This window comes from Candidatus Amarolinea dominans (assembly GCA_016719785.1).
GTDB lineage: Bacteria > Chloroflexota > Anaerolineae > SSC4 > Amarolineaceae > Amarolinea > Amarolinea dominans.
Genome location: JADJYJ010000007.1, coordinates 124289 through 145892, shown reverse-complemented (window position 1 = coordinate 145892; position 21604 = coordinate 124289). Strand labels below are relative to the sequence as shown.

11 protein-coding genes and 2 pseudogenes are annotated in these 21604 nt (G+C 62.5%); all 13 read left to right on the top strand.

Annotated features, from left to right (window positions below; translation table 11 throughout):
* Positions 1-18: 18 nt before the first annotated feature.
* The 13 genes and pseudogenes from IPM84_10470 to IPM84_10410 all read left to right on the top strand — a co-directional run bounded on the left by IPM84_10470 (position 19) and on the right by IPM84_10410 (position 21523).
* Complete coding sequence (locus IPM84_10470) at positions 19-2277, top strand: hypothetical protein (GenBank protein MBK9093189.1); 2259 nt, start codon at positions 19-21, stop codon at positions 2275-2277.
* A 279-nt stretch (positions 2278-2556) separates the two neighbouring features.
* On the top strand, positions 2557-3639 hold the full coding sequence (locus tag IPM84_10465; GenBank protein MBK9093188.1) for an AAA family ATPase: 1083 nt from the start codon (positions 2557-2559) through the stop codon (positions 3637-3639).
* Entirely contained in the window at positions 3639-4271 is a 633-nt protein-coding gene (locus IPM84_10460; protein MBK9093187.1) for a hypothetical protein, read from the top strand. The genes IPM84_10465 and IPM84_10460 overlap by 1 nt, the downstream gene beginning before the upstream one ends.
* A gap of 193 nt (positions 4272-4464) precedes the next feature.
* Positions 4465-8097: a DUF3883 domain-containing protein gene (locus tag IPM84_10455; protein ID MBK9093186.1), complete on the top strand. Its 3633-nt coding sequence runs from the start codon at positions 4465-4467 to the stop codon at positions 8095-8097.
* Positions 8098-8122: 25 nt separating this feature from the next.
* Positions 8123-9331, top strand: coding sequence for a putative DNA binding domain-containing protein (locus IPM84_10450; GenBank protein ID MBK9093185.1), 1209 nt, complete (start codon positions 8123-8125; stop codon positions 9329-9331).
* Between the two features lie 3 nt (positions 9332-9334).
* Complete coding sequence (locus tag IPM84_10445) at positions 9335-9484, top strand: DUF1156 domain-containing protein (GenBank protein ID MBK9093184.1); 150 nt, start codon at positions 9335-9337, stop codon at positions 9482-9484.
* Positions 9481-11139 carry a putative DNA binding domain-containing protein gene (locus tag IPM84_10440; GenBank protein ID MBK9093183.1) on the top strand — a complete coding sequence of 553 codons (1659 nt, stop codon included), beginning with the start codon at positions 9481-9483 and terminating at the stop codon, positions 11137-11139. The genes IPM84_10445 and IPM84_10440 overlap by 4 nt, the downstream gene beginning before the upstream one ends.
* A 128-nt stretch (positions 11140-11267) precedes the next feature.
* A pseudogene (locus tag IPM84_10435) lies at positions 11268-11447 on the top strand (DUF1156 domain-containing protein).
* A 183-nt stretch (positions 11448-11630) separates the two neighbouring features.
* Positions 11631-11975 (top strand): annotated as a pseudogene (locus IPM84_10430) (DNA adenine methylase).
* Positions 11976-14951: 2976 nt separating this feature from the next.
* The gene (locus tag IPM84_10425) at positions 14952-18353 is read left to right on the top strand and encodes a DUF499 domain-containing protein (GenBank protein ID MBK9093182.1); all 3402 of its coding nucleotides are present in this window, start codon (positions 14952-14954) and stop codon (positions 18351-18353) included.
* A 178-nt stretch (positions 18354-18531) separates the two neighbouring features.
* Positions 18532-19926, top strand: a complete 1395-nt coding sequence (locus IPM84_10420; GenBank protein MBK9093181.1) for a pyridoxal-phosphate dependent enzyme — start codon at positions 18532-18534, stop codon at positions 19924-19926.
* A gap of 55 nt (positions 19927-19981) precedes the next feature.
* Positions 19982-20221, top strand: coding sequence for a hypothetical protein (locus tag IPM84_10415; protein ID MBK9093180.1), 240 nt, complete (start codon positions 19982-19984; stop codon positions 20219-20221).
* Between the two features lie 339 nt (positions 20222-20560).
* The gene (locus tag IPM84_10410; protein MBK9093179.1) at positions 20561-21523 is read left to right on the top strand and encodes an alpha/beta hydrolase; all 963 of its coding nucleotides are present in this window, start codon (positions 20561-20563) and stop codon (positions 21521-21523) included.
* The last annotated feature ends 81 nt before the right edge of the window (positions 21524-21604 follow it).

Below are 21604 nucleotides of genomic sequence, written 5' to 3'. Positions count from 1 at the left end.
AACTCATGAGGTTTGACTGTGAAACGATGGCAACTGACTCTACTCACGCTGTTGAGTACGCTTATCTTGCTGGCCCTGCTGGCCTCCGTGGTATTTGGCCAGACCGCACCCGAAGATGCCAGCGCGCCCGACATCCCCCTGCCCTGGATGAACGATCCGGGCATTTACATGATCAACCACAGCGGCGATGCGGACCCGGCGCGCTACTCGCTGGTCGGCAATCTGCGCACGTTCGACTGGGGTGAGCTGAACCCCGGCAACGGCGTTTACAACTGGGCGCTCGTAGACGATTACCTGGCGGCCGTCGCGTCCACCGGCAAGCGCGCGGCCATTGGCATCAGCACCTACAACGGCCGCTGCTGCGGCGGCATCAACGGCACGCCGGCCTGGGTGTGGCAGAGCAACGCCAACGCGGTGGTCATCACCTCGTCCTGCGAAATCTCGCCCTCCGGCGGCTGCCCCGACGGGCTGTGGCGCGTGCCGCGTTACTGGTTCCGCAGTTACCTGAATCCCTACGCCACTTTCATCGCCGCCCTGGGCAACCGCTACAAGAACGATGCGCGCGTCGAATGGATCTCCATGGGCTTTGGCACCTACGGCGAAAATAAAGCTGGCGGCAACCAGGGTGAAATTGACGCGCTCATCGGCGCCGGCCTGACGAAGAGCCTGTGGATGAGCACCACCAAAGAGATCATTGACGATTATGTCACCGGCTTCCGCACCGGTTCCAGTCTGCAGAAGGGCGTCTTTGCGCAGATTGCCCCCTACACCTTCACCGAGGCCGAACGCTGGGAGCTGGCAAACTACGCGGTGCCGCGCGGGGTTGGTATCTCCCTCAATGGCCTGGTGCCTGACTTCAACGAGGCCTGGCGCGGGTCAACCACCTGCAGCAACACGAACTTCTGCGGCATGTACGACACCGTCTACCAAAACTACACCTCGGTGCCCATCGCCTTCGAGACCTACCAGTACATGCTGTGCAATAACACCGAGGTGTATTGGGGCATGTTGAGCGGCATGGACAAGAAGGCCGACGTCATGCGCCTGAACGATGATCTCTTCTTCAACCGCGATGCCGGCAGCGGGCTGATCGTAGACAACATCCCCAACCTGGAGGTCTTCTCCTGGATGAAGGATTACGTGGGCAAGAACGCGGCCAACACCCCCAACGTGTGGGTGGCGATGCGCGAACATCGCAACCCCACCACCTACTGCTATGCGGCCAGCGAGCAGACCTACTACCCGCAGGTGGGCAACTACAGCTTCTACCTGACCCAGGAAGACAACATCTCTGGCGGCCGCACCGTGGCTGAAACCAACCTCACCGGCGTCGAATATCTCGGCTGGTGCGGGGGCGCCAATGACCCCAATGGCAACCCTTACCCCTGCCACAACAGCCCCTACAACGCCAATCTACCGGCCGGTCGTGAAGGCTGGGTGGCGCGGCGCACGGACCAGGTGGGCGGAAACCCGTACATGTGGTTCAAGGTCAGCGATGGCTACTACTTTGCCGGCAGCAGCACCATCCGCATCGCCGTCACCTACGCGGACCTGGGAACCGATACCTTCAAGATCGAGTACGATTCCACCAGCGGTCTGCGCGATGCCATCGTCGAAGGCACCAATCAAGCTCTCGTCACCAAGACCGACAGTCATACCTGGAAGACGGCCGTTTTCCTGGCGGCTGATGCGCGCATGGCGAACACCCTGAACGGCGGCGCGGACTTCCGCCTGAACAGCCGTAGCGACGGCGATGAGCACATCCACCTGGTGATGGCCTCCAGACTTTCCACCACCTATATCGGCCCGCCGCCGACCTTCACGCCATCGCCCACACCGACCAAGACGCCCACCCCCACGCGCACGCCCACGGTCACTCCCACCAACACCCCGACGCAAACGCCCACCCCCACCGTCACGCCCACCCCCACCCTGACGCCGACGCCCATGCCGCAGACCGGGCACCTGGCCGGCATCGTGTTCAACGACCTCAACCGTAATAATCTGTTGGACGCGGGCGAGCCGCCGTTGGCCGGCGCGGTCATCAAGCTCAAGCGTCCGCCCAACACCCTGGTCACCACCATCATCAGCGGCAACGACGGCTCCTACACCCTGCCCGACATCAGCGCCGGCGCCTATCTGCTGGAAGAAGTGCCGCCGCCGCTCTACGCCGGCTGGCAGCAGGTCGGCGTGCAGGTGCAGGCAGGCAACACCTTCTTCTACAACTTCCCGAACGTCTACGCCCCGCCGGTGTACATCCCCTGGCTGCACCGGTAGCCTGGCCGACCCCGCGCCCGGCAAGCTGAAGAGTTCCCAAAGGCCCGGCTTCTCATCCGAAGCCGGGTTTCTTTTGCATGGCAGAAACCCGGCTTCTCATCCGAAGCCGGGTTTCTTTTGCGGGGCCGATGTGATGCCGGTATAATGGAGGCCGTCACGCGGGATTCATGAGCCGTCGCTTCGACGAACTTCGATCCCTGGCGCATACACTCGAGGCCTATTTGAAATGCACCAGACCCCACTGGCCAAGGACAAAGAAGTCCCTTTGGAGGTGTTCTAATGATCTACACTCTTAGAATTACGAATTTCCGATGTCATCATCAAGCCGAGCTGCATGGTTTGAGCAGAATCAACCTGCTGCTGGGCAAGAACAACTCCGGCAAAACGGCTGTACTGGAAGCCTTGTTGCTCCTATCGCTACCTGGCAATCCGCGCGATGTCATGGTACGGCTGAACGAGTTGCGCGGTTACGGCCCTGGCGCGGATCAGGATGAGATTATGGAATCGCTGTTTCACAACTGGGATCGAACTCAGGAAATCAGCCTCGAAGCCACCGATGTGGCCGGCGCATTTCCACCCAGGACCAAGGAGATGCCAGGATGGAGAGAGCTGCGGATCAAGGCAACGTTTGGAAGCAGGCGGGAAAATGGCTCAGGCGGGGTGCTGGAGAGCGCCAATATGATCGGCGCAACCCAGGGTCTGGCATTTCAATATCGTTCGCCCGTGACATCGGTCGGCCGTACCGTCACGGATTTGACACAGAGAGCCAGTCGCCAAACTCTGACAGATCTGGAGGATGCCAGCGCTGTCGTGTACATCCCGGCCCGCAGCGTGCCCGATGCGCAGACAGTTGCGCAGCGTTTCAGTCGCCTGGAGATTGCGCGGCAGCATGAGCCGGTTGTCGAGGCGCTGCGTGTGATCGAGCCACGACTGAGGCGACTGACCGTAGTTGCTACGCGCGGGGGCAGCGTGCTGTACGGCGATTTAGGCGCGCAGCACCTCATGCCGGTACCTCTGATGGGCGATGGCATGATACGTGTGTTATCCATTGCGCTGGCATTGGCGGGGAGCCAGAATGGCATGGTTTTGCTGGATGAGGTTGAAAACGGCCTGCACCATTCAGCGTTGCCGGGAGTATGGCGGATGATCGCGCAGACGGCGCGACGCCTGAATGTCCAGGTTTTTGCAGCCACCCATAGCGACGAGTGCATCCGCGCGGCCCATCGCGCCGTGGTCTCTCTGAATACTCGTGAGGATCTGCGGCTTTGTCGCTTCGACCTGACAGAGCAAGGCACTCGCGTGGTAGACTATACTGCTGATGAACTTGCTACGGCGATTGAGTCGGAGCAGGAGGTCCGCTGATGGACAAGAAAAATGAGATCCAGAAAACGAAGCTCCTGTTGGTTGAAGGCAACCACGAACGTGATGTCTTCGAGGCATGGCTGAAAGATCTCAAACGCAATGATATCCAGATTATGCCAATCGCCGGGAAGACACGTTTACGTGAAAATCTCCAATCACTGGTCAAACAGTCAGCGTATCCCACCGTAATGAATCTGGTCGTGGTGCGAGACGCCGACGACAACCCCGTAGCGGCCTTTGTCTCCGTACAAGATGCGCTGATAAACGCCGGGCTGACGGCACCGAAACAGCCGTGGCTGCTAACCGAAGGAGTCATACCTCGCACCGGCATTGTGATCGTTCCCGACTCCGACCGGCAGGGCGCGCTTGAGGAACTGCTTCTGGCAACCGTGGCGGATGATCCGCTGGCGACTCCGGCGCACGCCTTCATCGAGAGCGCAGTCGCGACACTGACACAGTCCGGCCATCGCCAGCCGCCGCCAGCGCACCGCCGCAGCAAGGCCGAAATTCACGCCTTCCTGGCTACACACAACGAACCGGATCGAGATCCCGGAAAGGCTGCTTTGGCCGGTGTGTGGCGTTTCGACCATGAATCGTTGAAGGCGCTCGCCGAGCTTCTGGCAGCGATGTAAATTAGCGCCAAACGCGAAGGCCCACGCTATGAGCAGGGGGAAGAAACGATAACGCTGGTGCGGCCTAACGGCGCTGGCAAGAGCAATTTCCTGGATGCGCTGCGCTTCGTAGCCGATTCCTTGCGAACGTCGCTTGACCACGCGCTGCGCGACCGCGGCGGAATCAATATAGTTCAGATCGGAGCTTACCGGCATGACCCAACTCGAACAACTCCAGCCCAACGTCGCGTTGCGCGGCATCTTGCCCGACGCGCTGGTCACGGTGGTCAGCGTGCAGTGGTTCGGCTCCGAGGCGCTGGAGCTGACCTATAAGACGGCGACCGGCCGGGTGGCGAACGAGCTGCTCTATCGTCACGACGAGGCCCGCCTCGAGGTCGTGGAGCACGGCCGGCCCTGGAGCTTCGACGGCGACGGCGCACGCTTCCGCCTGGTCTCCGAGGCGCAGCGCATCCGCCTGGCGCACCTGTTCGACCCCGTGCTGGCGGTGCATACCTCCGTCGTCGAGCCGCTGCCGCACCAGATCACGGCCGTTTACGAGACCATGCTGCCGCGCCAGCCGCTGCGCTTCCTGCTGGCCGACGACCCCGGCGCCGGCAAGACGATCATGGCCGGCCTCTTGATGAAAGAGCTGATCGCGCGCGGCGATCTGCAGCGCTGCCTGGTCGTCTGCCCGGGCAGCCTGGCCGAGCAGTGGCAGGATGAGCTTTACCGTCGTTTCCACCTGCCCTTCGAAATCCTCACTAACGACAAGCTCGAAGCCGCGCGCACCGGCAACTGGTTCATGGAAACCAACCTGGTGATCGCCCGGCTCGACAAGCTCTCGCGCGACGGGGATGTGCAGCAGAAGCTCCAGGCGCCCGACTGCCGCTGGGACCTGATCGTCTGCGACGAGGCGCATAAGATGTCGGCCTCGATCTTCGGCGGCGAGCTCAAGGTCACCAAGCGCTACCGGCTGGGCCAACTGCTCTCGACCCTCACGCGGCACTTCCTGCTGATGACGGCCACGCCGCACAACGGCAAAGAAGAGGACTTCCAGCTCTTCATGGCGCTGCTCGACGGCGACCGCTTCGAGGGCCGACCCCGCGACGGCGTTCACGCGGCCGATGTCTCGGACCTGATGCGCCGCATGGTGAAGGAGCGCCTGCTCAAGTTCGATGGCACGCCGCTCTTCCCGGAACGCATCGCCTACACCGTGCCCTACAAACTCTCGCCGGCCGAAGCGCACCTCTACAGGGCCGTCACCGACTACGTGCGCCAGGAGTTCAACCGCGCGGAGGCGCTGCAGAACGACAAGCGCGCGGGCACGGTTGGCTTTGCGCTGACCATCCTACAGCGCCGGCTGGCATCTTCCCCCGAAGCGATCTACCAATCGCTGCGCCGGCGGCGTGAGCGGCTGGAGGGGCGCTTGCGCGAGCTGGAGTTGTTACAGCGGGGCGCTGCCGCGGCGATCGCGACAGATAGCCCGGTGCTCGACGCCGACGACATCGAGGATCTGGAGGAAGCGCCGGAGAACGAGGTCGCGGCGGTGGAGGAGGAGATTCTCGATCAGGCGACGGCCGCTCGCACCATCGAAGAGCTGAAGGCCGAGATCGCGACCTTGAAGCACCTGGAAGCGCTGGCCCTGGGCGTCCGGCGCAGCGGCACAGACACCAAGTGGCGCCAGCTTGCCAGCCTGCTGGGCGAAATTTTCACGCCCGCGGCTATTGCCAACCGCCTGGCAGAGCAGCGGGCGACGTATGAGTTCAGACAGGATGAACAGGATTTACAGGGGGAGCACGAAAAATATCCGGTGCGTCCTGTCCATCCTGTGCCCCATCCGGTCTCCTCGCCCCGGCAGAAGCTGGTGCTCTTCACCGAACACCGCGACACGCTCAACTACCTGGAGCAGCGCATCACCACGCTGCTCGGCCGGCGCGAGGCGGTGGTGATGATCCACGGCGGCATGGGCCGCGAGGAGCGGCTGCAGGCGCAGGAGTCGTTCCGCCACGATCCCGAGACGCAAGTGCTGCTGGCCACCGACGCGGCGGGCGAGGGCATCAACCTCCAGCGCGGCCACCTGATGGTGAACTACGACCTGCCCTGGAACCCCAACCGCATCGAGCAACGCTTCGGCCGCATCCACCGCATCGGCCAGACCGAGGTCTGCCACCTGTGGAACCTGGTGGCCGAGGAGACGCGCGAGGGCGACGTCTACCGCCGGCTGCTCGAGAAGCTGGAGCAGGCCCGCCAGGCCCTGGGCGGCCAGGTCTTCGACGTGCTCGGCAAGCTGCAGTTCGAGGGCAAGCCGCTGCGCGATCTGCTCATCGAGGCGATCCGCTACGGCGATCAGCCCGAGGTGCGCGCCCGCCTGACGACCGTGCTGGATCATGCGCTGGATCGGGAGCAGTTGCAGAACCTGCTGGAAGAGGGCGCGCTGGCCCGCGATGTGATGGACGCCAGCCGCGTCTTTCGCATCCGTGAGGAGATGGAACGCGCCGAGGCCCGCCGCCTGCAGCCGCACTACATCGAGTCGTTCTTCCAGGAAGCCTTCAAACGCCTGGGCGGCACGGCCAAACAGCGCGAGCCGCGCCGTTACGAGGTGACCCACGTGCCGGCGCCGGTGCGGAACCGCGATCGCCTGATTGGGATCGGCGAACCGGTGCTGCCGCGCTACGAGCGCATCGTCTTCGAGAAGGAGCTGATCGCGCCGCCCGGTCAACCGCCGGCCGCGTTCGTCTGTCCAGGCCATCCGCTGTTGGATGCGGTGCTCGATCTCACCCTCGAACGACAGCGCGATCTGCTCAAGCGCGGCGCGGTGTTGGTGGACGAGCGCGACCCCGGTACGCAGCCCCGCGTCCTTTTCTACCTGGAGCACGCGATCCAGGACGCCAGCCTGACGCGCAGCGGTGAACGCCGCGTCATTTCCAGGCAGATGCTTTATGTCGAGTTGGCCGCTGACGGCACGGCGCGCCATCTGCACTACGCGCCCTATCTCGACTATCGCCCCCTGGCCGAGGGCGAACCGGGCGTGGACGCGCTCCTCGACCGGCCGGAGTGTACCTGGATCACGCGGGGCCTGGAACAGCAGGCGCAGGGTTACGCCATCGCCCATGTCGTGCCGGAGCACCTGGCCGAGGTGCGCGGCCCCAAGCTGGCGTTGAACGCCAAGACCGAGGCCGCGGTCAAGGATCGGCTGATGAAGGAGATCACCTACTGGGATTACCGCGCCGAGCAGCTCAAGCTGCAGGAGCAGGCCGGCAAGCCGAATGCCCGGCTGAACTCGGGCGAAGCGCGCAAGCGCGCCGACAATCTGCAAGCTCGACTGCAGAAGCGGCTGGAGGAGTTGAAGCTCGAAGCCCAGATTTCGCCGCTGCCGCCCGTAGTGCTCGGCGGCGCGCTCATCGTGCCGTTGGGGCTGCTGGCGGCCATGAACGGGCGGAGCACGCCGGCGCCAGCCGCAACTGCCGATAAGCAGGCCGCGGCCGCCCGCGCCCGCGCCAGCGTGATGGCGGTCGAGCGCGGCCTGGGTTTCGCGCCGAGCGACCGCGAGTTCGAGCAGCTCGGCTACGACATCGAGAGCCGCGTGCCCGGCACGGGCAAGCTGCGCTTCATCGAGGTGAAGGGGCGCATCACCGGCGCGGAGACGGTGACGGTCACCAAGAACGAAATCCTCTATTCGCTCAACAAGCCGGACGATTACATTCTGGCGCTTGTCGAATTTCTGAGCGATAATACGCAATGCGTCCACTACCTGCGCCGGCCGTTCAACCGCGAACCGGACTTCGGCGTGACGAGCGTGAACTACGATTTTGCCGGGCTGCTGGCGCGGGCGGGGGCGCCAAGATGAAGCTCAAACCAAGAGGCAATCTATTATGTTGAGCCAAGAACAACTCCAAACCATGCTGTCCGAACTGGAGTCCGATCGCGTTGAGCGCACTGTGTCTACCAATAACACCGACAAATTCGGACAGGCCATCTGCGCCTTCGCGAATGATTTCCCCAATCATCGCCAGCCCGGATACCTCATCGTTGGCGCAAGCGACGACGGGCGCCCCAACGGTCTTTCTGTCACCGATGATTTGCTTCAGAACCTCGCCGCGTTGCGCTCCGACGGAAACATTCAACCGCTCCCGGCCATCACGGTGAGCAGACACTCCTTGCCGGGTGGCGATCTGGCGGTGGTCGAAGTTCTGCCTTCGGACCTGCCCCCGGTGCGCTACAAAGGCAGAGTCTGGATTCGCGTTGGCCCTCGTCGCGCAACCGCCAGCGAGCAAGAGGAGCGTATTCTCAGTGAGCGGCGCATTTCCTACGCCAGGTCTTTCGATGCCTTGCCTTGCCTGGAGAGCACGCTGGCCGATCTCTCCCAGGAACGCTTCTATCTTTCCTATTTGCGACGCGCCGTGGCCGAGGAGGTGATCGTTGAGAACCAGCGTCCGTTCAAGCTGCAACTCGCCAGCCTGCGTTTGTTCGATCTCAAGCAAGATTGTCCCACCCATGCGGGTGTCCTGCTCCTGGCAGATGAGCCTACCTACTACTTGCCGGGGGCTTACGTTCAGTTCGTGCGGTATGCCGGCGGTGAAATGAGCAGTGATGTGATTGATGAGAAGCGGGCGATGGGGGATTTGCACACGATCCTGCAAACCCTCGACCTCCTGATGGATGTCAACCTGCGCCAGCATCCTGTGCCGGTGAGCGCGCTGCGTGAGGCAATGATCAGCGACTACCCCAAGGTTGCTGTGCGTGAACTTCTTATCAATGCCATCATGCATCGCAATTATCAATCGAACGCGCCCGTGCGTTTCTACTGGTTCCCCGATCACATCGAGATCAACAACCCAGGCGGGCTTTATGGCGAGGCGTCCCCGAAGAATTTCCCGTACGCCGTTGGCTATCGCAATCCGGTCATCGCTGAGGCTATCCGCGTCCTGGGGTACACAAATCGCTTTGGACAAGGGGTGCTGCGCGCACGCAAAGCGCTCGAAATCAACCAGAGCCCCCCAGCCAAGTTCACCTTCGATCCGCACTGGTTCTCCGTGCGGATCGAAGCCCGTGCCGCCAACGGCGTCCTGGGCCAGGAATGACGCATGTCCACCACCCGCAAGAAACTCATCGAAGTCGCCCTCCCCCTCGACGCGATCAACACCGCGTCGGCGCGCGAGAAATCCATCCGAAGGGGTCACGGCCATCCAAGCATGCTGCGCCTGTGGTGGGCACGCGGGGAGGCACCCGGATGAACATTGATCTGCCCCAACTCCAAGCTTGGCTGAGCGCCGGGGAAGACGAGCACCTGGAGTTCAAAGAGGCGAGGAATCGCTACGACTTCGAGGAACTGGTCAAGTATTGCGTGGCGCTTGCCAACGAGGGCGGCGGAACGATGATCCTGGGCGTCACCGACAAGCGCCCCCGGCATATCGTCGGCAGCCAGGCTTTCGCCGATCTGGAACGTACCAAGGCCGGCCTGATCGAGCGGCTGCGGCTGCGCGTGGATGTTGCAGCCCTCCAGCATCCCGACGGCCGCGTGATCGTGTTCAGTGTCCCCTCGCGCCCTATGGGGGTGCCGATCCAATACCACGGCGCCTACTGGATGCGCGGCGGCGAAGACCTGATCCCGATGACCCCCGATCTGCTCAAGCGCATTTTCGATGAGGCTGGGCCGGATTTCTCGGCGGAAATCTGCCCCCGTGCGACTTTGGCCGATCTCGATCCTGCGGCCATCGGCCACTTCCGCGCCATGTGGCAGCGCAAGTCGGGTAACAAAGCCCTGGAAGCGCTTCCTGTCGCGCAACTCTTGGCGGACGCTGAACTGGTGGTGCGCGGCGGCGTGACCTACGCCGCGCTGGTGTTGTTTGGCACGCACCAGGCGCTCGGTCAATACCTGGGCCAGGCGGAGGTCATCTTCGAATACCGTTCGAGCGATGTCACTGGCCCGGCCGCCCAGCGTGAGGAATACCGCCAGGGCTTCTTTTTGTTCCAGGACGAAATCTGGCACAAGATCAACCTCCGCAACGACAAACAGCATTTTCAGTACGGCTTTGTCATGCTGGACGTGCCCACTTTCAACGAGGCCGCGGTGCGCGAAGCTATCCTCAACGCCGTTAGCCACCGGGATTACCGCCTGCCGGGGTCGGTCTTTGTGCGCCAGTACCCCCGCCGTCTGGAAGTCGTGAGTCCGGGCGGGTTTCCGCCAGGTATCACCCTCGAAAACATCCTCTGGCGGCAGGCGCCGCGCAACCGGCGGATCGCTGAAGCGTTTGCGCGCTGCGGCCTGGTTGAGCGGGCGGGTCAAGGGATGAACCGGATCTTCGAAGAGTGCATCCGCGAGAGCAAGCCGCAGCCGGACTTCCGCGAGAGCGATGAATACCAGGTGGCGCTCACCCTTCACGGCGAGATTCAAGACCCACAGTTCTTACGTTTTCTGGAACAGGTTGGCCAGGAACGGCTGGCAGCGTTTGTCACGCAGGACTTCCTCCTTCTCGATCTGGTGCACCGGGAGCAACCGATACCTGATCTGCTCCGCGACCGGCTGCCTTTCCTGGTTGACCAGGGCTTGATTGAACGTACCGGGCGCGGCCGCGGTGTGCGCTACATGCTATCGCGCGCTTTGTATACCTTTCTGGGACAAGGTGGGGTCTACACGCGCCAGCGCGGGCTGGATCGAGAGACGAACAAGGCGTTGCTGTTGAAGCACATCCAGGATAACGCACAGGAGGGCAGCCAGTTAGCTGAGCTGATCCAGGTTCTGCCTGCGCTCTCAAGTGACCAGGTACAGTGGCTGCTGCGCGCATTGCAGGCCGATGGGCATGTCCATAAGGTCGGTCACACAAAAGGCGCCCGCTGGTATCCCGGCCGGGAGAAAATCGAAACCGGTGACATAGAGGCGCCGTCGTGATCGTGCTCGGACGCCGCCAGCCTTTTCCGCCCGCGATTGCGCAGGAATTACGTGATAATTGCGTGTTGCGCAATTATGACACGTAATTGCATAAGCAAACCATGAGCAAACTCGGCCCAGGAAACCACATGACCTACAAGAAGAAACTCATCGAAGTCGCCCTCCCCCTTGACGCGATCAACGCCGCGTCGGCGCGGGAGAAATCCATCCGTCACGGCCACCCCTCGACGCTGCACCTGTGGTGGGCGCGGCGACCGCTGGCCGCGGCGCGCGCGGTGATCTTCAGCCAGATGGTGGACGACCCGTCCGAACATGCCGAGCTGCTGCTGAGCGACCCGGACAAGCGCCGCGCGGCCAACCGGGAGCTGACCAGGCGGCGGAACGCGTGGAGCAAGCGCAAAAGCGCGTACGACGAAGCTCGCCGCCAGGGCAATCACGCCGCGCCCGACCCCGGCCCGGAGCCAACCCTGCCAGAGTGCGCCGCCGACCTCGAACGGGAGCGGCTGTTCGAGATCATCCGGCAACTGGTGCTGTGGGAGAACACCACCAACGAGACGGTGCTCCAACAGGCGCGCGATGAAATCTGGCAAAGCTGGCGCTACACCTGCGCGGAGAACGCCGATCACCCGCGCGCCCGCGAGCTCTTCGACCGCCACAAGCTGCCCGCGTTCCACGATCCCTTTGCCGGCGGCGGCGCGCTGCCGCTGGAGGCGCAACGCCTGGGCCTCGAAGCCTACGCCAGCGACCTCAACCCCGTGGCGGTGCTGATCAACAAAGCGATGATCGAGATTCCGCCCAAGTTCGCCGGCCGGCCGCCGGTGCATCCAGGAAGTAGGAGAGAGGAAATAGGAAATAGGCGTGAGGAGGTAGGAAATAGGCGTGAGGAGGTAGGAAATAGGCGTGAGGAGGTAGGAAATAGGCGTGAGGAGGTAGGAAATAGGCGTGAGGAGGTAGGAAATAGGCGCGGCGCTAAAGGGGCTACTTCCTCTCTCCTATTTCCTATCTCCTACCGCGGCGCGGCGGGCCTGGCTGAGGATGTGCGCTATTATGGGAAGTGGATGCGCGATGAGGCGGAGAAGCGGATCGGGCATCTGTACCCGAAGATCGAGATCACGGCGGAGATGGCGCAGGAGCGGCCAGACCTGAAGCCGCTGGTGGGGCGCAAGCTCACGGTGATCGCGTGGCTGTGGGCGCGCACGGTGAAAAGCCCCAATCCCGCCTTCAACCAGGTGGACGTGCCGCTCGCTTCCACCTTCATGCTCTCCACCAAGCCGGGCAAGGAAGCGTATGTCGAGCCGGTGATGGTAGGAAATAGAAGTGAGGAGGTAGGAAATAGGGGGGGCAGCGCTTCCCCTACTTCCTATCTCCTATCTTCTACCTCCTACCTCCTACCTCCTACTTCCTCGCCCGGCTACCGCTTCACGGTGAAGGTGGGCAAGCCGAAGGATGCAGAGGCGGCGAAGAATGGCACCAAGTTGGCGCGGGCGAATTTCGCCTGCGTGATGTCCGGCGCGCCGATTTCCGGTGATTATATCAAGGCCGAAGGCAAGGCTGGACGCATGGGCGCGCGGCTGATGGCTATCGTGGCTGAGGGCGAGCGCGGACGCGTGTACCTCCCGCCAACGGTCGAGCAAGAAGCAATAGCACGCTCGGCAAAGCCAGAGTGGAAACCTGAGGTGACGATTTCTGGTAGTACACAGTATCTCGGAGTGAAACCCTATGGCATGGAGCAGTTCTCGCAACTCTTTACCGGCCGCCAGTTGGTACTGCTATCAATGCTCGCCGAATTGGTGTATGAGGCACGCGCGCGAGTGAAACGCGACGCCGTTGTTGCTGGCCTGTCTGATGATGGTCGTAGTCTCGATAGTGGCGGTGATCGTGCAACCGCTTATGCAGACACCGTGGCTGTCTACTTGGGAATCGGAGTGAGTCGCCAGTCGAATCGTTCTGCAACGCTCAATTTCTGGGATAACGCTGGTGGAATGGTTCAACAGGTCTTTGCTCGACAAGTCCTGCCTATGACTTGGGACTTTGCAGAAGGCAATCCTATGAGTAGTTCTACGGGCAACATTATTGGACAGTTTGAGTATATCACCAACGCGATGCTTAGGCTGCCTCAGGTCGGTTATGGCGAAGCCTCGCAAGCAGAAGCCACAACACAGACCATCAGTGTGGGGAAGATCGTGTCGACGGATCCGCCCTATTTTGACAATGTACCGTATGCTGATATCTCGGACTTCTTCTATTTGTGGATGCGGCGTTCACTGAGTGCAGTTCTACCGAACCTCTTTGCAACCATGACTGTCCCGAAGACTGATGAATTGGTGGCGTTTGCCTACCGACATGCCACCAAGAAAGATGCTGAGCGCTTTTTCATGAGTGGTATGACCCGCGCGATGCATCGCCTTGTGGAACTAGCTCATACTGGTTTCCCTGTCACGATATACTATGCTTTCAGACAATCTGAGACGGAGAGCGAAGGTACCGCCTCAACTGGGTGGGAGACCTTTCTTGACGCCGTCATTCAGGCGGGGTTTGCGATCAGTGGTACCTGGCCAATGCGTACAGAATATACTAGCAACCTCAAGACCAACCGTAATGCCCTCGCCTCCAGCATCGTCCTCGTCTGCCGCAAACGGCCGGCCGACGCGCCCACTGCCACGCGGCGCGAGTTCGTAGCCGCGCTCAAGGCCGAATTGCCGGTCGCGCTGGTTCACCTCCAGCGCGGCAACATCGCGCCGGTGGACCTGGCGCAGGCGGCCATCGGGCCGGGCATGGCGGTCTACACCCGCTACGCACGGGTGCTCGACGCCGCGGGCCGGCCGCTCACCGTGCGTGAGGCGCTGGCGCTCATCAACCAGACCCTGGACGAGGCGCTGGCCGAGCAGGAGGGCGACTTCGACGCGGACACCCGCTGGGCGCTGGCGTGGTTCGAGGGGTCCGGCTTCGCCGAGGGCGAATTCGGCGTGGCCGAAACCCTCTCCAAGGCCAAGAACACCAGCGTCGCCGGCATGGTGGACGCGGGTATCCTGAAATCGAGCCACGGCAAGGTGCGCCTACTCAAGCCGACCGAGCTGCCCGCGGATTGGGACCCCGCCACCGACAAGCGCCTGACCGCCTGGGAAGCGGTGCATCAGCTCGTGCGCGTGCTCGAAACCAGCGGCGAGTCGGCCGCGGCCGCGCTGGTCAGCAAGCTGGGCAGCCAGGCCGAGCCAGCCCGCGAGCTGGCCTATCGGCTCTACACGATCTGCGAACGCAAGAAGCGCGCCACGGAAGCTTTGGCGTATAATAGTCTTGTACAGAGTTGGCCGGAGATCACGCGGTTGGCGCGCGAGAGGGGCGCGCCGCGCCCCGAGCAGGGCGAGTTATTCGGACAGGATGAACGGGATTGACAGGATAACGAACAACCCATCCTGTTCATCCTGTAAATCCTGTCAAAGACGGAATAGGACACGCTATTCGGACAGGATGAACAGGATTGACAGGATAACGAAGAATCCATCCTGTTCATCCTGTACATCCTGTCAAAGATGGAATAGGAGACGCTATTCGGACAGGATGAACAGGATTGACAGGATAACGAAGAATCCATCCTGTTCATCCTGTAAATCCTGTCAAAGACGGAATAGGACACGCTATTCGGACAGGATGAACAGGATTGACAGGATAACGAAGAATCCATCCTGTTCATCCTGTAAATCCTGTCAAAGACGGAATAGGAGACGCTATTCGGACAGGATGAACAGGATTGACAGGATAGAGAATAATCCATCCTGTTCATCCTGTACATCCTGTCCAGAAGGGGAGATCTGATGGCAATCACCAACCACGAACGCGTCGGTAAGGCGCTGGAATTGCTGCGCGATGGATTGCGCCCGTTTGTTGCGCGGGAGATGGAAAATAAGCACGGCAAATACTGGATCACCACTGTGACCGCGGCCTGGCCCAACGAGCTGACCTGGCGGGAGGGCGAGGACGAGCCGCAGATGGATGCGGCCGTGCTGCTGCGCATGATGTGGGATCAGTGGAACGTCGTCTTCCGCGACACCCTGGGCTTCTCGGAACGCTCCCTGGTCAGCGAACTGCGCGAGGTGCGCAACAAGTGGGCGCACCAGGAACCCTTCTCCACCGATGACGCCTACCGCGCGCTTGATTCGGCCGCGCGCCTGCTGACGGCCATTTCCGCACCGCAAGCCGACGAGATCGAAAAGATGAAGCTGGAGCTGCTGCGCCTGCGCTTCGACGAGCAGGTGCGCAGCGAGAAGCGCAAGACCGCCGGCGTCGCCATCGAAAGCCAGGTCACCGGCAGCCTCAAGCCCTGGCGCGAGGTGGTGACGCCCCACCCCGATGTCGCCAGCGGCCGCTACCAGCAGGCCGAGTTCGCGGCCGATCTCTGGCAGGTCCACCTGGGCGAGGGGACCGATGAGTACCGCGACCCGGTCGAGTTCTTCCGCCGCACCTACCTCACCGAGAGCCTGAAGGCCATGCTGGTGGGCGCGGTGCGGCGTCTCGCCGGCCGGGGCGGCGACCCGGTCGTGCAACTCCAAACCAACTTCGGCGGCGGCAAGACCCACTCCATGCTGGCGCTCTATCACCTCTTCTCGGGCATCGCGCCCAGCGAGCTGCCCGGCATTGATGCGGTAATGGCGGAAGTAGGAAATAGGAAAGAGGAAGTAGGAAATAGGAGCGGCGCTACTTCCTCTTTTCTATCTTCTACTTCCTCTTTCCTCCCAACCGTCCGCCGCGTGGTGCTGGTGGGCAACAAGATCTCGCCCGGCAATCCGGTCGTCAAGCCCGACGGCACCGTAATCCGCACGCTATGGGGCGAACTGGCCTGGCAGCTCGGCGGCCGGCCGGCCTTCGCCCGCATCCAGGCCGACGACGAGCGCGCCACCAGCCCCGGCGACGCGCTGCGCGAGCTGTTCAAGGAGTACGGCCCCTGCCTGATCCTGATTGACGAATGGGTGGCCTATGCGCGCCAGCTTCACGACCAGAGCGACCTACCGGCCGGCGGCTTCGAGACCCAATTCAGCTTCGCCCAGGTGCTCACCGAGTCGGCCAAACTGGCGGGCAACTGCCTGCTCGTCATCAGCCTGCCCGCCTCCGACACCACCGGCTCGCCCCACACCCGTGCGGATGACGTCGAGGTGGGCGGCCAGCGCGGCCGCGAGGCGCTCGATCGGCTGCGCAACGTCGTGGGCCGCGTCGAGTCCTCCTGGCGGCCGGCCAGCGCCGAAGAAGGTTTCGAGATCGTGCGCCGGCGCCTCTTCGAGCCGCTGAGCGACCCCGCCCAGTTCAAGGATCGCGACGTGGTGGCGCGCGCCTTTGCCGACTTCTACCGTTCGCAGCATCAGGAATTCCCGCCCGAATGCCGCGACGCCGACTACGAAAAACGCATCCGCGCGGCCTACCCGATCCACCCGGAAATCTTCGACCGGCTCTACAGCGACTGGTCCACGCTGATCAAATTCCAGCGCACCCGCGGCGTCCTGCGCCTGATGGCCGCGGTGATCCACAGCCTGTGGGAGAAAGGCGACCGCAACCCGCTGATCCTGCCGGCCAACATCGCGATTGACGACCCGCGCGTGCAGTTCGAGCTGACGCGCTACCTCCCGGACAACTGGGTGCCGGTGATCGAGAAGGACGTGGATGGCCCCGGTTCGCTGCCGCTGCGGCTGGATGGCGAGGTGCCCAACCTGGGCAAATTCGCCGCCTGCCGCCGCGTCGCGCGCGCCATCTACCTCGGCTCCGCGCCCACCGCGGCCGCGGCCCATCGCGGCATCGAAGATCGCCGCGTCAAGCTCGGCTGCGTCATGCCCGGCGAAAGCCCCGCGGTCTTCGGCGACGCCCTGCGCCGCCTGGCCGGCGCGGCCACCTACCTCTACCAGGATGGCCCGCGCTACTGGTATTCGACCCAGCCCACCGTCACCAAGCTGGCGGAAGATCGCGCCGAGCAGTTCAAGCGCCAGCCTGACAAGATCGTGCAGGAGTTGGACCGCCGCCTGCGCCGTGATCTCGAAAACCGGGGCGACTTCTCCCGCATCCACCCCCTGCCCCAGTCGAGCCACGACATCTCGGACGAACTCGACACGCGGCTGGTGGTGCTCGGCGTGGATCATCCCTACAGCAAAGAGCCTGGCAACGCCGCCGAAACCGCGGCCCAAGCCCTCCTCGAAGCGCGCGGCAACGTGCCCCGCCTCTTCCGCAACACCCTCGTCTTTCTCGCGGCCGACAAGAACCGGCTCCAGGACCTCGACGAGGCAACCCGCAGCTACCTGGCCTGGACTTCCATCCTGGATGAGAAGGTCACGCTCGATCTCGCGCCGCTGCAGGTCAAGCAAGCGGAGACGCAACGGGCCGCGGCCGACACCACGGTCACCGCGCGGCTCCCGGAAACCTACCAGTGGCTGCTCGTGCCCGTGCAGGGGACGCCCCAGGCCCCCGTCACCTGGCAGGCGCTGCGGCTGACCGGCTCGGATGCGCTGGCCGTGCGCGCCAGCAAGAAGCTCAAGAACGACGACCTCCTGGTCACCGCGCTCGCCGGCACGATGCTGCGCATGTGGTTGGATCGCATCCCGCTCTGGCGCGGGGATCACGTGTCCGTCCGCCAGCTCGTGGATGACTTTGCGCGCTATCACTACCTGCCGCGGCTGCGCGACGCCTCGGTCTTGCTCAACGCGATCAGTTCGGGCCTTGCGCTGCTCACCTGGGAGCAGGACAGCTTCGCCTACGCCGACAGCTTTGACGAACGCGCGGGTCGCTACCGCGGGGTGCAGAGCGGTCAGCGCGTGACGTTGGCGGATACCAGTGCGCCGGGGCTGCTGGTGAAGCCGGCGCTCGCGCGCCGGCAGTTGGACGTCGAGCGCGTGGCGCTGCCGGTCGGCGGTCATGATCCCGCGTCGCCGCAGCCTGCGCCTGGCCCTGGCTCTGGGCCTGGGTCAACGCCCCGGCCTGCGCCTGACCCCGCGCCGCGGACTGGCCCCAAACGCTACCACGGCACAGTCAGCCTCGACCCCGCCCGCGTCGGCCGCGACGCCAGCCGCATCGCCGACGAGGTGATCGCCCATCTCGCCGGCCTGGTCGGCGCCGGGGTGACAGTGACCCTCGAAATCGAAGCCGAGATCCCCGGCGGCGCGCCAGACACCGTCGTGCGCATCGTCACCGAAAACAGTCGCACCCTGAAATTCAGCAGCCAGGGCTTCGAGAGGGAGTAGGAGTTGCCGAAGCTCGGGGTGACCTGTCCATCAACCTCTTGTACAGGTCATAACACAAGCACAACAAACCACCAAAGTTGACAAATTTTGACGGAAATACAAACAATTGGTTGCGGGGCTCGAAGGTTTGTCTCGCAGCGCAAAAAGAAAGAAAGAAAGAAAGAAAGAAAGCGAGATCATGACACACAAATCCATCATCACCGGCCCCACGTTCGAAGAGATGCTGCACCCTGAGACGATTGCGCCCGCGACGCGCGCGGCTGCGCTGCGCATGAAGACCGAAGACCCGCTCGATCCGATCAACCTGTTCAACATCACCTGGAAGGATGCGGCCAACACGCCCTACTACCAGGTGCTGCCCACGGCGCTGACCGGCGTGGACGCGAACATCGTCGTCCTCTACGGCAAGGAGTTCCCCACCGGCGCGCACAAGGTCGGCGCGGCCTACTCCGTGCTGGTAGAAAAGGAGCTGTTCGGCGAGGTGGACCCCAGCCAGCACACGCTCGTCTGGCCCAGCACCGGCAACTACGGCATCGGTGGCGCCTGGGTGGGCTGCCGCATGGGCTTCGACGGCATCGTGGTGCTGCCCGCGGAGATGAGCCAGGAACGCTTCGAGCGCATCCGCAGCTACGGCGCCCGCGTCATCGCCACGCCCGGCTCCGAGTCCAACGTCAAGGAAATCTACGACAAGACCTGGGAACTGCGCCGTGATCCGAAGGTGCGGGTGCTCAACCAGTTCGAGGTGATGGGCAACTATCGTTTTCATTATTATGTCACCGGCAACACCATCGTGGAGCTGGCCGCGCTCCTGCACAGCCAGGGCATCGGCAACGGTAAAATTGCCGCCTACTGCTCGGCGATGGGCTCGGCCGGCACCATTGCCGCGGGCGACCGCCTGAAGCAGGTGTGGCCGGACCATCGCATCATCGGCCTGGAACCGGTGCAGTGCCCCACGATGTACAACAACGGCTACGGCAGCCACGACATTCAGGGCATCGGCGACAAGCACGTCACCTGGATTCACAACGTCAACAACATGGACGCGATCATGTGCCTGGATGACATCGAGTGCAAGAAGGGGCTGCAGTTGCTGACCGAGCCGGCCGGTTGGGAAACGCTGCAGCGGCGCTACGGCATCGCGCCAGAAACGGTGCAGAATCTCGCGGCCATCTTCGGCATCAGCGGCGTCTGCAACGTGCTCGGCGCGATCAAGACGGCCAAATACTACGGCCTGGGCAGTCAGGAGACGGTGGTCACCATCTGCACCGATGCCATTGACCGCTATTACTCGGTCATGGCAGCGATGACCGCCTGCTACGGGCGCATGGACGAAACGGAAGCGGCCGTGCGCGTCGAGTCTATCTTCCACGATCAAAAGACCGACTGGATCCGTGAGGGCACGCAGCACGCCCGCGCCTGCTGGCACAACCTGAAGTATTACACCTGGGTGGAGCAGCAGGGCAAGACCGTGCAAGAGTTGGACGCGCAGAAGGACCCGGCCTGGTGGCTGGAGCATCAGGCGCTCGTCGCGGAAATTGACAGCAAGATACGCTCTGCGCGCCAGGCCTCGTAGGGCCGCGGAATCATCACCGCAAATTCGTGATCGGAGAACCAGGAGAATCGTAATCATGAAGACTACACTCATGAATCTTTCCTATGAAGTGGAGTTGGAGCCAGGTGAGCGTTTGTCTCTACCAGAGTGGCTCGTTGGCAGCATTGGATCGGGACATTGGGTACTCATCATCAAACCATTCGACGCTTCTCTACACCTGGCGCCGATCTCATCACCAATTCGCGATCATACTGCGTTCCTCAGTTCGTATGCGCCAGAGGATGAAGGACTCTACGATGATTATGCGCCCGGGTGAATTTTGGATTGCAGATATTCCCTTTACCAACGCCACGGCGTCCAAAAGGCGCCCGATTCTTTTCCTTTGGCTCGATGCAGAGGATGCAGTTGTGGCCGTGGTTACATCAGCAGGCATGCGTTCTTCAACTGATGTGAGCCTGCAAGAATGGAGCGCAAGTGGATTACGAGTTGCCTCCACGGTACGCTTATCACGCCTGGACTGTCTTGAACAGTCTCTCTTGCTTTTCCGATTGGGGACGGTAAGAGCTATAGATGCGGAGCGGCTCAAGAATGTCTGGGCATCAGACGTTAGACTCCGATTCTGAGCCACCTTTTTCAAAAACAAGGAAAGTCATTGATGCAAGTTCGTAATTCTGACGCGCAGTTTCGTGCGCACGAGGCGGCCGGCGCGTATGTCGCTGTGAACGGCGAGCGCATTTTTTACCGCACCGAAGGCGACCGCAGCGACGGCAGCCCGGTGGTCATGCTGCACGGCGTGCCGACCAGTTCGTACCTCTATCGCAAGCTGATTTCGCTGAGCGTGGGGCGTCATTTCGTCCTGGCGCCTGATTTCCCCGGCCTGGGACTTTCGGCTAAACCGCCCGGCCGTGACTATTCGTGGACGGCGCTCGCCCAGTTCGTGGCCGATTTCGCGACCACACTCAAGCTCAAGCCAATGCACCTGGTGCTGCATGACCTAGGCGGGCCGATCGGTCTGGAGTTTGCCATTCGCAACCCTGGCATGGTCGCCAGCATCACCCTGCTCAACGCGCCCATGCAGGCCAGCGCCTACAAGATGCCCGCGATCATGCGGTTGCTGGCGACGCCCGGCCTCAACCGCCTGGCCTTCGCCCTGCTGCAGCCGCGGTTGATGCTGCTGGCCTGGCGGAACATGGGCGTCACCGGCCAGTATAGCGTCAGCCTGACCGACATGCAGGTCTACCGCCGCATGTTGACGCACAACGACGGGCAGCAGAGCTTCTTCAAGATCATGCAGACGATTGATACAACGGCTGAGAAGGACCGCTTCCTGGATGAAGGGCTGCGCAGGCTCGGCAAACCGGCGCTGGTGATCTGGGGCAAGAACGATCCGGCCATTCCCGCCAGCCAGCGCGAATGGTTTACGCAGCGCGTGCCGGGCGCCGCGGTGCATCTGCTCAACGCCAAGCATTTTCTCATGGAAGATCACGCGGAGGAAATGTCCAGCCTGCTCCTGCCGTTCTGGGATCAGGTGGACGGCGTGCAAACCGAGAGCAAACTCGCCCGCGATCGGCTCGGCGAACGTCCAGAGATGAAAGGCTGGCACAAACAGGGTAACTAACCCCTTGCTGGTCATCATCAGACACAGCGCAGCAGTCTTCTGATCTGACTGAATTTTACACAATTAGACCGTGATGGCAAA